Raw genomic sequence first — 14,362 nt, forward strand, 5'->3', positions numbered from 1 at the left:
GAATATCAAATCAAGTAAGTGAAGGAACTCAACGTTCTATTAAATATTCTTTCTTAGCATCATACAGTTATTTTAAACCAGAGAGTGGACAATTGTATCTTAATGAATTTTCTGCGTTAAAAGCTATTCGAGTATATGGAGTAGAAGAGTTACTACGAGTTAGTAGTCATCAAAAGGTTCATCTTAGCTCTAAAAAAACTAAGGAATTGGGGAAAGTAGAGACTAAATGACTACGACGATGGACGCGTTTGGGGACAACAATTTTAAGAACTCGAGTTGTTCCAAGTCCGTATCTTGAAATTCGTCCACGATGATTTTTTGAAGTGTGTTTCTGGTCTGATACGTCCATTCTTCTTCCTTTCTAAGACCGTCCAAAAATATTCTTACTAAATCTTCGAAGTCCAAAAGGCCGTTTTTTTCTTTGTAATTTTGATAAGCGAACTCGAGATTTTTTTTGAGTTCGGAAAAATTTTCGCGGATATAAGGGATATTCTCCGCCCGAAAAAGTTCGTAGGGAATCCCTCCGACTTCGTTTTTTTCTTTTTTTAAAAATTCGCGATAAAATTTATTTTTCTCTTCCGGCGGAAGAACTTTCGGTTTTTGTAATATAAATCTGGGATGACATCGGCTGAGCGTAAACAAACAATAGGCGTGAAACGTCTGAACTCTTATGGAATTTTTTTCGGTCGACTTTCGAATCCTATCCGAAATTTCTCCCGCGGCTTTTCTCGAAAATGTTAAAACTAAGACGGATTCTTCCGGAAATAAATTTTCGACCAAGATCCTTTCGATGATCCCCACCATCGTGCTTGTTTTTCCGGAACCCGCAGCGGCGACAACTTGTACGAATCTTGTGTTCTCTTCGATCACCGCTTTTTGGGCCGGACTGTATTGAACTTTAGCCTTCATTTTTTCTCCTCATCCGAATACGGTTCCGGGTTTCAATCGCAAAGAGGGACAAAATTCAATTTTTTTAAAATTGCAAAGCGAAAATGATTGTACTTTTATGAAAAGATCCGAATATCGGATCACGGTCCCGATTTCAAAAATTGTAAGGAAGAAAAATTATAAAATCCTGTTTACGGTTTTGAGAATCGGATGTTATGCAAACCCTCGCCACTTGAAACGCGGGAACTCCTGCGTTTTTAGGGAACGGATTTTGGGCCGATCTTTAAGTTTTGAAACATGTGGAAAGATAAAATGATGACTCAAGACGCGGCTTACATTCTTCCACGTAAAAGAACCCGATTTCGCGGAACGGTCGGATCCATTTTGCATCATAAAAATCCGGAACAATCCCGAATTCTATTGCAGGACATTTGTCTTTTGATCTCCGGAAAATCGGTGATCCAATCCCAGTTGTTTTATTTGTCTCGAAAGTTTCAATCGATGGATCTTAACGCGGGGGACGAGGTTGAATTCGACGCGAGGATCAAACCGGATCGAAAGGGGATTTCTTCCCACTCGATCCGATTGAATTATCCAACGAAAATTTTTCGTTATAATCCGGGAATAGAACGTCTGCTTTTTTAAGGTTTTACACGTTTGACTTACTCGATCTTCGGAAAATCCTATCCTAAGAATCGATTCGAAATCCTAAATCTGTGGGAACTCTAACGGTCAAAATCCGTAAACTATCTAAAAAGACGGTTTTTGTGGGAACTCCCGCAAAATTTAAGATCATTCTTAAAATGTGGGAACTACCACAACATTTTGTTACGGATGATCTTTGAGGGTTTTGAGATAGATTCTAAATACAATCTACAATAAACCCGCAAATAGGGAGGCAAATTGGAAACCCTTAAGTTTTTTCTCGATTTCTTTTTAAACCTGGAAACGCATTTGGATACGATGATTCAGACGTATCAAAGCGGGACTTACGTGATTCTATTCTTGATAATTTTTGCCGAAACCGGTTTGGTCGTAACACCGTTTCTTCCGGGGGATTCCTTACTTTTTGCGATCGGAGCGTTTATTGCGAGAGGTTCTCTGGATTTGGGAAGCACGTTAGTTCTTTTGATCGTCGCCGCGATATTGGGAGATACCGTGAACTATTCGATCGGGAATTTCACCGGAGAAAAGATATTAGAAAAAGAGAAAATACCGATGATCAAAAAGGAACACCTGCAAAAAGCCCATCGATTTTACGAGATTTACGGCGGAAAAACGATCATAATCGCGAGATTTATCCCCATCATACGCACTTTTGCGCCGTTTGTAGCCGGGATCGGAACGATGAGTTACGTTAAATTTATTGCATATAATGTGATAGGTGGAATTTTATGGATTTCTATTTTCATTTTCGGCGGGTATTATTTCGGAAACCTGGACTTCGTAAAAAGAAATTTTAAAATCGTAATATTCGCGATTATTATTATTTCCGTTATGCCTGCGTTGATCGAATACCTGAAGGAAAGAAAAAAGAGCAGGGCTTAAATTTTTTCGAACTAAAAAAGCTCGCTCGGGTGTTGCAAAAAGATGAACCTAAGAGAAAGTTTTATTTCCAAATTCGCGGCGAGTTTTGTAAAACCCAGATTCGAAATCTGGTTTGCGGCCATTCTCATTCCTGAAAACGAACAGGCTTTTTGGGTCAGATATTCCACTCTCAATCCCAGAAACAACCGGGATCTGTTTCCTACCGGGGCGCTTTGGGCGTCCTTGTTCGATCGTAAAAATCCAAAAAATCATCGGACGACGGCGCAACCCTTTCGTTATGAGGACGTATTGATCGGGGAAAATTCGATCGAATTTCCGGAAGCATCCGTCGGTCCCGATCACATGCGCGGTAAAATTCAAACTTCACAATCGGAAGACTTGGCCTGGGAATTGGAATTTATACATAAACTGGAACCCGCCGGACATCTTCCGCGTTGGTTGGAAAAAACTCCGATTCCCAAAACGAGAAGTATCGTTTCCTCTCCTTTTACGGAAGTTGCCGGTTGGATTCGACTTGCCGATCGTAAATTTACATTCCAAAATGCGAATGGACATTTCAATCATATCTGGGGAACCAATCGGGTTTCCGAGTTGTTCTGGACTTTTGTTCCCAAGTTCGATAATGATCCGGATCAATGGTCCATGGAAATCGTGACGGTTCGTCCTCAGCCGCTGACTCCGAGTTTGACCTTCGTCACACTTCTGAAAGGAGGAGCTCCGATTCATCAGCATTCCATCTTTCGTTCTCTGAGAAGTTCTACAAAGGTAGAATATCCGAAACTTCGATTTAAAACGCGTCTTGACGACTACGAGATATCGGTGGAAAGCGAAATGGACAGGGATCAAATTGCAGGTTATATCTATCGCGATCCGGACGGAAGCCCGAGATACATAGAACAAAGCGATATCGGCAGCGTAAAATGCGTTATACGACACCGTGGGAAAGAGATCGTTCTAAACGCGAAACAAGCTGCGGGAGTGGAGTTTCACGGACTACGTCCTTGGAGAAAGGATCACGAGTATTTGGATCCGTACCAAACTCAATTTTAGAATTTTGTAATTTACTTATAACTTGTTCCAAAACTTGCCGAAGATTTGTAAAGAGTGAAGTCGTCTGAATTGATTCCGGAGAAGTTTTTATCGTTCCTTTGCCAACAAATCGATGTTCGACTCGTAACGAGCCCGTTCTCCGGGTAAATCCGATTTCCCGGCGAGTTCGATCCCTAAAATGAGGTGGTTGTTTTCGTCTTTGGCGAGCCAACGAATCAAACCGTGAACCGTAAAGGGAGCTTGCATCCTAAAAAAAATATCGAATACGAAACCGTCCTGTTTCGGCAAAGTTTCTATCAGATGAGGGTTTTCGATCTTCACTCTGATTCCCGATTTGGAAGCCTCGAGAATCGGAAAGTGTTCGGTCGTTTTCATCGTGTTGGATTCTTTAATTCTCTCAACCATATCATTGGCGAGAACTTGAAGTTCCAAGACGTCTTTTTGCGTAAGAGCCCGTTCTTTGCTTTGTATTGAAAAGTAACCCATCGGAATATGTTCTTGCGCGTGATTGACGTAAACGATCGGGACGATCAGTTCGGAAACAATTTTTTGATCCTTGTAATTTTTAAAACAGGACGATAGATCGTCGTCCACTTCCTTTTCATAGTCGATTTTTTCCGGCGAGTCGCTCTTATACGAGTTTGGATCTTGGGTGTTTTCAATGAGAAGGTATTTAAACGTTTTTTTAACGATTTCGAATTTGCGATCCAAACCCGGCCTGAACGTATCTATATCAACGATATCTTGTGTTTTTTGTTTGAGCCGGTTCTTATAATCCTCGAAATTCACTTTAACCAAGGTCGGAATGTTGAACATATTCGCTTCGATCACGTTTTTGGAAGAGATCACGTTAGTCACATACATAGAACCCGGTTCGACCGGAAATCTTTGGGTTTCCCTGTTCTTTTTGGCGATCGCAAGTCCCTCCACTTTGACCGTGAAAAGCGAATTTTCCATTTTTTGAAGGAGAATACATTTCAATTGAATGTATTTGGCGAGAATCATATAAAGAATAAAAGATTTTTCCGTAGGAATATCAGCTGCGTTCGAAAGTTGAATGAGAACTTTTTGGCCTTCTTCCAGAATTCTTTTGATCACCGCTTTTTTGTCAAAAGGATCGATTTTGAAAGTGAGTTCTTGCTCTAAGAAATATTTCGTAATCACATGATCCACCTGTTCAACCGACGTGACGGCGTCCATTTCTCTCTCTGTTTTCTGCAAATATTCCATAAGTAATACGTCTTTCAAAAGACGATTTAAGATCAATATACGCTTCGGAAAAATTCAGTAAACGAAAAATTTAAATTATAAAAAGATAAAGTTTATTATAATGTTAAAAAATGCTTGCAACGGTCAAAAAATAATTTACTAAATCTAATCGGGGTCTTTAAATTTGAACCGAGGATTGATCGGTTCAAAAATTGATTCCCTATAACGGAACGATTTCTAAAGTGTACTAATTTGCAAATCTATGAAATTTCCAAACGAATGGGGTTTATGAAAACCTGTCCCGAAAGAAACTCGTCGCCTTGGCTCTCTATGAATTGCTCGGCAGGTTCCGAGACACGCCGTAAATTTTTTGCTCTTCTCTGCGCTATTTTGATTTTTTACTGCGCGACCGCATGGATTCAACTCAATGTTTCGAGTGAAAATTTCTCTCCTGCCGCGAGCGAATCTTCCGAAACTTCGGAATCCGAAAAGGAGAAAACGGCCGAATTAAAACCGGACGATCTCGTATCTCAAGAAGATAAGTTTGTGTTCGGTTACGATTTAGAAACCGCTCTTTACGGCGATTCAGCCGAATGGATTCTGGTTCAACATTTTTCGGAAATAGAAAACCCCCCTCCCGAAAAACTCCGCTTTTCGATTTAAGAGTCTGTCCGCCAACCGTCCGATTTTAACGAACGCCCGCAAGACTTTGCGATTGTTTTAAGTTTTGGGACAAACTCAAATAACGATTTCGAAATTTTCGGGTTTTGACTCGAAGGAGTATATTATGAACATCTTACATTCTTTTTCTCGTGTTTCTTGGGACGATTTAAGGCACGATCTTTCCTCCGGTTTAGTCGTCTTTTTAATCGCACTTCCTCTTTGTATCGGAGTTGCATTTGCATCGGGTGCGCCTGTCGTCTCCGGATTGATCAGCGGTATCGTGGGAGGAGTCGTAGTTTCACTGATCAGTAAATCGCCTCTATCCGTAAGCGGTCCCGCTATGGGACTTACCATGATCGTCCTGGATTCGATTCGAACATTAGGAAGTTTTAACGATTTTCTTTTCGCTCTTTGTTTGGCGGGGGTTTTGCAAATCACATTAGGTTTTTTGAAAGCCGGAATTTTGAGTAATTTTTTTCCGTCTTCGGTAATCAAGGGAATGTTGGCGGCGATCGGAGCGGTTTTGATTCTAAAGCAGATTCCCCACGCGATCGGTTACGATATGGATTACATAGGGGATATGGTTTTTTTTCAACAAGACAGGGAGAATACGTTTTCGGAGATCTTCACCGCGTTTTATCGGTTTACTCCCGGAGCGATCGTTTTGTCTTCCGTTTCCTTGGTTTTGATTTTGATTTGGGAAAAACTGAAACTCCATAATAAATTTATAATTCACGGATCTTTGATTGCGATTCTCGTCAGCGTTTTGTTAAACGAAGTCTTTCGATTTTTCAAATTAGGCATTGCGGTCGGTCCGGAGCATTTGATTCAGCCGATTCAATTAAACGGGTTTATGGATCTTTTTCAGGGCGATAATTTCCCGAATTTTTCCCAATGGAAAAATCAGGCTGTTTATCTGGTCGCGATAAAGATTTGTATCGTCATGAGTTTGGAAACGCTGTTGAACTTGGATGCGATCGAAAAGTCGGATCCGCAAAGAAGAATCGTTTCCAAAAACCGCGAGTTGGTCGCTCAAGGAACCGGAAATTTTCTTTCCGCGATTCTGGGAGGACTGCCGATTACGTCCGTGATCATTCGGAGTTCCGCGAATTTACAAGCCGGTGCGAAAACTAGATTCTCCGCGTTCTTTCACGGTTTGTTTATTTTTTTGTCGCTGATTTTGATCCCGAGTTGGATCGCAAAAGTTCCTTTGGCTTCTTTGGCGGCGGTTCTTTTGGTCGTCGGTTACAAACTTACGGATTATAGGATTTTTAAAACGCAGTATCGAAAGGGAATGGATCAGTTTCTTCCGTTTATCGCGACTTTGATCGCAATCGTTTTTTCGGACATGCTTGTGGGAATCGGGATCGGTTGTTTATTTTCCGTTTTTTTTATCGTAAGAAGGAACGTGTTGAATCCTTACGAGTTCAACAAAAAGGAAATCGCCTACGGAGTCGAAGTGAAAATCGATCTTTCCGAAGACGTGTCATTTTTGAATAAGTCGAGTATGTTGTACAAACTTGATAGGGTGCCGGATAACGCACATCTGATCATCGACGGCACAAAGTCCAAATACATCGATCCCGACGTTTTGGAAATCATAGAGGACTTCAAGATCGTAGCCGAATCCCGCAACATCAAATTGGAAATCATAGACGTGGCTTCCCCTTATGAGAAAATCAAGAACAAACCTTTGGACCTGATCGCTCAACAGGGTTATCAAAAACTTTTTGATAACAATCGGATTTGGGTGGAAGAAAAACTTTTAAAAGATCCGAATTATTTTAAGAATCTTGCATTGGGTCAAACGCCCGAATATCTTCTCATATCGTGTTCCGATAGTAGAATTTCGGTCAATGAAATGACGGGGACGAGCGCGGGCGAACTTTTCGTTCATAGAAACATCGCAAACTTAGTGATCGATACGGATATGAATCTCATGTCCGTTCTTCAATATTCCGTCGAAGTTTTGAAGGTAAGGCATATCGTAGTTTGCGGTCATTACGGTTGCGGCGGAGTTAAGGCGGCGATCGACGGGAAATATCACGGTTTGATCGACGCATGGCTGCGACATATCAAACAAGTATATCGAATGAATCGAAAGGAACTTTCTAGGATTTTAGACGAGGATGAAAAACACAAGAGGCTCGTGGAGCTGAACGTAAGAGAACAAGTTTACAATCTTTGTATGACTACGATCGTTCAAAACGCCTGGAACCTGGGAAACGATCTTCAACTCCACGGTTGGGTGTACGATCTCGAAGAAGGTAGGATCTTGGATCTCAATATCGACATTGATAAGGATTTTCACGATTACGATCTCTTTCGTTATCAATTTGAAACGCGTTGAGTTTTCATTCTAAAAAGATAAGTATGTCAAAGTGGAATTGAGTCGTTGAAAAATTAATTCTCCGTCCGTTTCTGTTTCATTGAAACGGACGGTTGAAGCGGTTTTGTTAATAGGAACCATGGAATTTTCGACAACTCCAATTCGATCCGTTTACGATTCGTATTTTTGATTTCAAAATGGAATTGAGTTGCAAATTCCATTATTTAGGTTATCGGTATATTCAATTTTTGGAATTAGAAATCGGATTGCCTTCTTTTTGGCGGAAGATTTTGATACGCGCCAGCGATCAGAGCGACGCGGAACGCGGTCCCGAAGGGACCGAAGCCGTTAGGCGTAGTCGCGCCGGAGCGCGGTACTGCGCCTTTTACTTTGGATTTGATCACGGTTGATCGAACTGGAAAACCTAAAGTTTAATTTCTTTCGGAAAATCGCGACGGTTGTTCGATGTGTTTTGCGCAGTAGGCGCCCTTATTTTACGTTGACAAGTTGAGATAAGCATTGAGTTGATAGAGTATGGGTTCCTCGATTTTTAAAACATGGATCGGATTTACGTTGTTATCCGTTCTTGTGTTGACTTTGGATTGCGGGCCGATCTGCGGATTCGATTCTAAGTTTGAAAAAACGACCGAACCTTCCGCTTCTTGTCATCAAGAATCGAATTCGAACGAGGCTTCCGGTTGTGAGTGGGATTCGGGTTCGATCGTTCTTTCGGAAACGGATTCCAATCTTTTTAAACTCCTAAGGTTTTTTATACCTCTGCATTTTTATTCCGCACACGTATTCTTTTCATTCTTTCCTTCCGCTCTACGGATCCGATTCGTTTCCGATTTTGTCGCAACCGGTTCGAGCTATATTCAAACTTTAGCATCCGTTCGTCTTTTGATTTAATCCCTAACCTCCACAATCTTTATTCTTTCGGTTTTGAAATCGGATGGGACGAACATACGTTCTTCCGTCTCAAAGGTCCGAAGAAAACGTCGTTTACGGCTTGTCCTAAAGCGTAAGTTTTTCACTCCAAGCGGTTCAAATGTGAGGTAGGTTATGCGGATGAAACGGAGTCAGGTTCCCGAAACTCGCGAAAGTATATTCTGTTTTTCTAAACTAATATCGGGTTTGATGAAAAAATTTTTCGGAGGATCCATAATGTTCGACGTCTTGTTGAACGTGATCGTTCCTTTCGTTATTTTAGTAGTTCCGATTCGTTCCGAAACTCGTTCCGAGTTGGACGTTCGGACCATTCTCGAATTGGCGGAAAAAAATTCTCCCTTGCTCCTTTCCTTAAACGCCGATTTGGAATCTCTTTTTTACCAGCGTAAACAACAGGGAAAAACTCAAAATCCTTCTTTGACTTTGGACTACGGTCGGAGAAGCGCCGCCAGCGAGAGCGGTTCCGAATATGCGCTTCAGTTCGAGCAGCCGGTGTATTTTCCGGGTCGAAAGGAACTGCGTCAACTTTTAGTGGATAACGATTCTAAGATTAAGGGGATTCAACTCGTGGAAGCGAGCAATTCGATTCGGTTGAACGCGCTTAAGTTCGCTTATCGTTATCTGGTTTCCGCAGGCAAAAAAAATCACGTTAAGGAACGTCTCCGAAGATTATCGATTTTGGAAAGTTATATCCGCGCGAGACCTTTTATAACTCCTCAGGCAAAGACGGATTTGTTTATCATTCAGAGAAAAATTTTGGCTCTTAGAAAACATTTCAACGATCTCGAGTTGGATGCGAATAAACAATACGAGTTTATGAATTTATATCTCATGCTCGAATCGGTTCCTTCGTTTCGGATTCCTTTTTTTTCGGAAGGAGCGAGGTTCGATTTTAACGAACTTCAAACCAAGGCGGTTTCGCAAAATCTGACTCTTATGGCCGCCAAAGAGGAAATTCAAAAAGCGAAAACGGAACTCAATCTTGCCAATTTGGAAAAGTATCCGGATTACTCCATCGTCAGTCAGGTGGGAGAGGACCGTTCGGGGGTCGCCAACCGATTTTACGACTTCGGTATTAAGTTTAGAGTTCCCGTATGGGATCAGTTTCAAAATAAGATTTCAGCGGCCGAGGTCAATATAAAGTCCAAACAGGGAATTTTTCAGCATCAAGAAAATCTCGTAAAGACGGCTTTTAAACAGGCTTTTCTGGATTACGAACAGTCCAAGATCAATCTCAAACTTTTTAATCTTTCTAAGTTAGACGAAATCGAAAGGGATCTGATTTATGCGGACGTGGAATTTAAAAAGGGCAGAATTTTGATGATGAGTTATCTCGAATTGGAAAACCAATTGCACGAAACACATCACGCGATTTTGGACGCGCAAATCGTTCACCTCGAAGCGCTGCTTAATTTGCTGCACATCACCAACGAAAAAGAAATCATAGGAACGTTTAAACATGCTGTCCAGACTTTTGAATACCAGCTTAAATAATCCGATCCTTTCGACGGGAATCGTATTTTTTTTATTTATCTATTCCTTTTTTACTTTGAAAGAAGTTCCGATCGACGCGGTTCCCGACATTACGAACACTCAGGTGATCGTAATCGTCAAAACGGGTTCTTTGGATCCGGAACAGGTCGAAAAGGTCGTCACGTTTCCGCTTGAAACGGAACTGATGGGAATGCCGAATCTGATCGACGTTCGTTCCGTATCTAAATTCGGACTTTCTAATATATCTTTGATCTTCAAAGAGGGTACGGATATCTATCAGGCCCGAGGTATGGTTTTGGAAAGAATCGCAAGTGCCAAGGAAAAACTTCCGAAGGGAATCGCTCCCACGATCGTTCCGAATACGACGGGACTCGGAGAAATTTTCTTTTATACGGTGGAGGCAAAACCGGAAAGTAAACTCGCTTCTCTTCCGGAAAAGGAACGATTGCTTTATTTGAGAACCGTACAGGATTATACGGTTCGTCCACAGTTAAAGGCCCTTGTGCCGGGAATCGTGGAAGTGGATTCCAACGGCGGATACGAAAAGGAAATTCATATCGATCTGAATCCTTCCAAGATGAGAACTTTGGGAATCACAATCGATCAGTTGATCGGAGAATTGTCCACGATCGGAGAAAGTTTCGGCGGAGGTTTTATCGAAAACGACGGAAAACTCTCCATCGTTCGGGCGTACGGAATCAAAAAAAACCTGAACTCTTTGTCCGAAGTTCCGGTTCGTCGTACGTTTACCGGTTCTCCGATCCGGGTTTCCGATATTGCGCAGGTAAAGGAACACGGCAAACAACGATTAGGCGGAGCGAGTTCCGAAGGTAAGGAAATCGTTTTAGGAACCGCGATGATGTTGCGAGAAGAAAACAGTTATCAAGTGAATGCGGATCTGAATCGGGCCGTGTCCGGTTTAAATCTTCCCGAAGACGTGCAGGTCAAAGTCCTTCTGGAAAGATCTTTCCTGATCCATTCTACGATTCGAACCGTGATTAAAAATCTTTCCGAGGGGGCGATTCTCGTAGTTCTAACCTTATTTTTTATTCTTTTTAACATAAGGGCGTCGATCATCGTTGCGTCGATCATTCCCGGGTCGATGCTTTTGACCGCGATCTTTATGAGGGTTTTCGGAATTTCCGCGAACCTGATGAGTTTGGGAGCGATCGATTTCGGGCTTCTTGTGGACGCTTCCATCGTGATTACCGAAAACGTTCTGACTCGATTTGAAAAAGATCGAATTACCGATCGAAAAGAGAAAATCCGAACGATCCTAAACGCGTCGTTGGAGGTTTTAAAACCGGTTTCTTTCGGAGTTGTGGTCATCATGCTCGTGTATGTTCCGATTTTCACGTTAGACGGAATACCGGGGAAAATGTTTCGTCCGATGGCGGAGACCGTTCTACTCGCACTGGGTTTTAGCCTGATTTTGGCCGTGTTTTTTCTTCCCCCTTTGTTGTACTTTTTTATCACCCCGACACAACATACCGCTAATCGAAAGATTAAAAAGAGCAGGATCGTAACGTTGTATGAAACATATCTTCCGGTTCTATTAAACAATCCTAAACCGATCGTAATCGGTTCTCTCGTATTTTTCCTACTTACCTTGTTCGTATATTTTAGAATGGGAACGGTTTTTCTTCCTAAATTGATGGAGGGAGATCTGATGCTCGTAATCGTAAGGCAAGGAGACATCAGCGTAGAAAAAAGTTTAGAAGAACAGAAGGAGGTGGAAAAACTTCTGATGGAAATGCGGGAGGTTCGGAGTGTGTTTTCGAGAATCGGAACGAGTTCCGTCGCGAACGATCCGATGGGAACCTTCAACGCGGATACGTTTATCATTCTTAAAAAGGAATCTTTGGACGAACTCTTGAAAGAAAAAAATTGGGAGAATTTTTTAAACCGAATTCATAAAAAAGTCCAGGATCGTTTTCCGGAGTCCGAGCTGACTCTCAGTCAGCCGTTGGAAGCAAGATTCAACGAACTTCTCGAAGGAAGTAGGGCGGATATCAGCGTAAGAATTCTCGGAAAGGATCTGAACATACTTTTGGATCTGCAAAATTCCTTGAAAGAAACCCTACATAAGATTCCGGGAGCGGCGGAAGTGGAGCTGGATCCGATCATGGCTCTTCGAAAATCCACGGTGATCGACATAATTCCCGATCCGTATAAATTAAAATATTATAATATATCGCTTCCTTTATTTAACAACGTTGTCGAGGCTTCGATGAGCGGATTCGAATTGGGAGGATATTACGAAGAAGAGGTTCGATTTCCGATTAAAATCCGGCTCTCCGAAGAATTCAGAAATCGGGAATCCGAAATATCGAACATAGGCGTGGGAACGCAGGACGGAGGAATGATTCCGATCAAACTTCTCGCTTCCATAGAAAAGAAAGAAAAGATTATGACCATTTCCAGAAATAAATCCAGAAGGTTCGTGGCGGTTTCGGTCAATCTGCGGGGAAGGGATCTGGAAGGATTTTATTCCGAAGCGAAGGAAAAAATTTCGGGGATGAAGATTCCTCGGGGATATTCCGTGTTTTGGGGCGGGCAGATTGAAAATCTTTCGAAGGCGAAAGAGAAATTATCCGTCATTCTTCCCTCTACGTTTTTGATGATCTTCACGGTTTTGTATCTGGGTTTGAGATCGGTACGTCAGGCATTACTCGTATTCTTTTGCGTTCCGTTCGCATTAACCGGAGGAATTTGGTTTTTATTTTTAAGGGGAATGGATTTGAGCGTTTCGGCTTTTGTGGGATGTATCGCGTTATCCGGAATCGCGGTGTTAAACGGACTCGTTAAGTTGGATACGATCCACAGGATTCGGGAGGAAGATAATACTTCGTTAAAAGAGGCGGTTCTGAAAGGGGCTACGAGCCGAATCCGTCCCGTGATCATGACGGCCCTTGTGGCGTCCTTCGGATTTATGCCGATGGCGTTCGGCTCGGGGCTCGGATCGGAAGTGCAAAAACCGTTGGCGACGGTGGTGATCGGGGGGATAATATCCTCCACGTTGCTTACTTTGGTGATTCTTCCCGTTTTTTACTATTGGTTGGAAAAAACTTCAGAAAATTAGAATATTCTAATTTTTACAATAACGCGCCGACGTGGAGGGACTTCGGAAACTTTCCGAAACCGAAAACGATTTCGGAAAGTTTTGAAACCGATTACTGGTTGGATTTAGCGTTGTTCGCCATTTTCAAAAAGTAAGCGTTGGTGTTATACCAAAGTTGTCCCAGATAAAGAGCGTTAGTCGCTTCTAAGTGGTCGATTCCGGTGGTAAGAAGAGGAGTGGAGGGCCCTCCTTTCCAGGTTCCCCATCTTTGGGAAGAATCGGGAACCACGCCGTCGTTTGCGATGCTCATTCCGTAAAAAGGAGCGCCGATCGCGCAGATCGGATGCAAAATTCCCATTGCGGGATGTTGAATCAGATCCGGAAAGCTGATCGTAGATCCGTAAGAAAAGTATTTAACTCCGGCCATGTTAGGCGACGCCGCGTTTAACGCTTTGAGACCGTCGGTCGTAAGGAGTTTTAAAGCCGCGGTCGCGTTCTGACTGGAATCCCCATACACAAAACCGATTACCGCGTTGAGAACCGTTGAAACGTAAGGTAAGGCCCAATTTGGAATTACGGCCGCAACGATGTTTGCGATCGGACTTCCTTGGTGCGGTGTGTTTAACGTAGTCAAGGTGGCGACCTTGCCGCTCATCGAAAGATTGGAAACCATATAACGTGCGTCCAATCCACCCTGAGAGTGCCCGATGATATGCACTTTGCCGGTGTAATTGTTCGCAGCCATAGCCGCGAGAATTGCGGTCTTTAATTGAGAGGCTCTGCTAGCGCTTGAATTCAAAGCCGTGACGGAAGGAGTCAATACATACGCGCCTTGATTGCGAAGATACGCTGCGTTGCCGCCCCAATAATCAACAACCGTAGAATTGTTTCCCCAACCGAACAAGCCGTGAGCCAGTATGATCGGATAACTGCCGGAAAGAGGTTTGCTGGAAGTGCCTCCCCCGGACGCATATGTAACGTTCGTTATTAGAAACGCCAACGTTAACAAAATTCTTAAATTCACTTTTTTCATTTTATTCACCTTATCTATTTTCAATTGGAAACGCGGTGGAACTTAACTTATAGGGAAAATCAATCAAGTAAAAAATCGAAAACAAAAATGAATTAGTAAAAAAATTATTAATGAGTTTGAAACGTTTCTGGAAAATCGA

10 protein-coding genes and 2 pseudogenes are annotated in these 14,362 nt (G+C 42.4%); 9 read left to right on the plus strand and 3 right to left on the minus strand.

The genetic code is table 11. The annotated features are described in order from the left end of the window. Positions 1-230, plus strand: a pseudogene (locus LEP1GSC060_RS20660) (hypothetical protein); the annotation flags it as partial. On the opposite strand, the pseudogene LEP1GSC060_RS15800 reads toward LEP1GSC060_RS20660, so the two are convergent. Beyond that, positions 229-909, minus strand: a pseudogene (locus LEP1GSC060_RS15800) (UvrD-helicase domain-containing protein); the annotation flags it as partial. The pseudogenes LEP1GSC060_RS20660 and LEP1GSC060_RS15800 overlap by 2 nt on opposite strands. Positions 910-1,200: 291 nt before the next feature. Between LEP1GSC060_RS15800 and LEP1GSC060_RS15810 the strand changes: the two are divergent. The 3 genes from LEP1GSC060_RS15810 (at position 1,201) to LEP1GSC060_RS15820 (ending at position 3,486) form a co-directional block, all read left to right on the plus strand. Next, the gene (locus tag LEP1GSC060_RS15810; protein ID WP_003007993.1) at positions 1,201-1,533 is read left to right on the plus strand and encodes a hypothetical protein; all 333 of its coding nucleotides are present in this window, start codon (positions 1,201-1,203) and stop codon (positions 1,531-1,533) included. A gap of 258 nt (positions 1,534-1,791) precedes the next feature. After that, complete coding sequence (locus tag LEP1GSC060_RS15815) at positions 1,792-2,436, plus strand: DedA family protein (RefSeq protein WP_003008048.1); 645 nt, start codon at positions 1,792-1,794, stop codon at positions 2,434-2,436. Between the two features lie 42 nt (positions 2,437-2,478). Beyond that, complete coding sequence (locus LEP1GSC060_RS15820) at positions 2,479-3,486, plus strand: hypothetical protein (protein WP_003008028.1); 1,008 nt, start codon at positions 2,479-2,481, stop codon at positions 3,484-3,486. A gap of 87 nt (positions 3,487-3,573) precedes the next feature. Here the strand turns inward: LEP1GSC060_RS15820 and LEP1GSC060_RS15825 are convergent, their stop codons facing one another. After that, positions 3,574-4,716, minus strand: coding sequence for a DUF1577 domain-containing protein (locus tag LEP1GSC060_RS15825; RefSeq protein ID WP_036096827.1), 1,143 nt, complete (start codon positions 4,714-4,716; stop codon positions 3,574-3,576). 309 nt (positions 4,717-5,025) lie between these two features. Between LEP1GSC060_RS15825 and LEP1GSC060_RS15830 the strand changes: the two genes are divergently transcribed. The 5 genes from LEP1GSC060_RS15830 (at position 5,026) to LEP1GSC060_RS15855 (ending at position 13,211) form a co-directional block, all read left to right on the plus strand. Beyond that, positions 5,026-5,358: a hypothetical protein gene (locus tag LEP1GSC060_RS15830; protein WP_051061456.1), complete on the plus strand. Its 333-nt coding sequence runs from the start codon at positions 5,026-5,028 to the stop codon at positions 5,356-5,358. Positions 5,359-5,482: 124 nt separating this feature from the next. Further along, the gene (locus LEP1GSC060_RS15835; protein WP_003008030.1) at positions 5,483-7,708 is read left to right on the plus strand and encodes a carbonic anhydrase; all 2,226 of its coding nucleotides are present in this window, start codon (positions 5,483-5,485) and stop codon (positions 7,706-7,708) included. Positions 7,709-8,221: 513 nt separating this feature from the next. Next, positions 8,222-8,596 (plus strand): hypothetical protein, encoded by a 375-nt coding sequence (locus LEP1GSC060_RS15845; RefSeq protein ID WP_003008000.1) that lies wholly within the window; start codon positions 8,222-8,224, stop codon positions 8,594-8,596. A 153-nt stretch (positions 8,597-8,749) separates the two neighbouring features. Continuing rightward, positions 8,750-10,129, plus strand: a complete 1,380-nt coding sequence (locus tag LEP1GSC060_RS15850; protein ID WP_003008053.1) for a TolC family protein — start codon at positions 8,750-8,752, stop codon at positions 10,127-10,129. Next, positions 10,095-13,211 carry an efflux RND transporter permease subunit gene (locus tag LEP1GSC060_RS15855; protein WP_003008056.1) on the plus strand — a complete coding sequence of 1,039 codons (3,117 nt, stop codon included), beginning with the start codon at positions 10,095-10,097 and terminating at the stop codon, positions 13,209-13,211. Before LEP1GSC060_RS15850 ends, LEP1GSC060_RS15855 begins: the two co-directional genes overlap by 35 nt. 91 nt (positions 13,212-13,302) lie before the next feature. Here the strand turns inward: LEP1GSC060_RS15855 and LEP1GSC060_RS15860 are convergent, their stop codons facing one another. Then, complete coding sequence (locus tag LEP1GSC060_RS15860) at positions 13,303-14,223, minus strand: lipase family alpha/beta hydrolase (RefSeq protein WP_003008025.1); 921 nt, start codon at positions 14,221-14,223, stop codon at positions 13,303-13,305. Between the last annotated feature and the right edge of the window lie 139 nt (positions 14,224-14,362).

It is taken from the genome of Leptospira weilii serovar Ranarum str. ICFT (assembly GCF_000332415.1).
GTDB classification, from domain to species: domain Bacteria; phylum Spirochaetota; class Leptospiria; order Leptospirales; family Leptospiraceae; genus Leptospira; species Leptospira weilii_A.

Excerpts from the sequence above, each read along its gene's own strand:
- LEP1GSC060_RS15810 (WP_003007993.1), top strand. The coding sequence starts at position 1,201 with ATGATGACTCAAGACGCGGCTTACATTCTTCCACGTAAAAGAACCCGA.
- LEP1GSC060_RS15820 (WP_003008028.1), top strand. The coding sequence starts at position 2,479 with ATGAACCTAAGAGAAAGTTTTATTTCCAAATTCGCGGCGAGTTTTGTA.
- LEP1GSC060_RS15825 (WP_036096827.1), bottom strand. The coding sequence starts at position 4,716 with ATGGAATATTTGCAGAAAACAGAGAGAGAAATGGACGCCGTCACGTCG.
- LEP1GSC060_RS15830 (WP_051061456.1), top strand. The coding sequence starts at position 5,026 with ATGAATTGCTCGGCAGGTTCCGAGACACGCCGTAAATTTTTTGCTCTT.
- LEP1GSC060_RS15835 (WP_003008030.1), top strand. The coding sequence starts at position 5,483 with ATGAACATCTTACATTCTTTTTCTCGTGTTTCTTGGGACGATTTAAGG.
- LEP1GSC060_RS15845 (WP_003008000.1), top strand. The coding sequence starts at position 8,222 with ATGGGTTCCTCGATTTTTAAAACATGGATCGGATTTACGTTGTTATCC.
- LEP1GSC060_RS15850 (WP_003008053.1), top strand. The coding sequence starts at position 8,750 with ATGCGGATGAAACGGAGTCAGGTTCCCGAAACTCGCGAAAGTATATTC.
- LEP1GSC060_RS15855 (WP_003008056.1), top strand. The coding sequence starts at position 10,095 with ATGCTGTCCAGACTTTTGAATACCAGCTTAAATAATCCGATCCTTTCG.
- LEP1GSC060_RS15860 (WP_003008025.1), bottom strand. The coding sequence starts at position 14,223 with ATGAAAAAAGTGAATTTAAGAATTTTGTTAACGTTGGCGTTTCTAATA.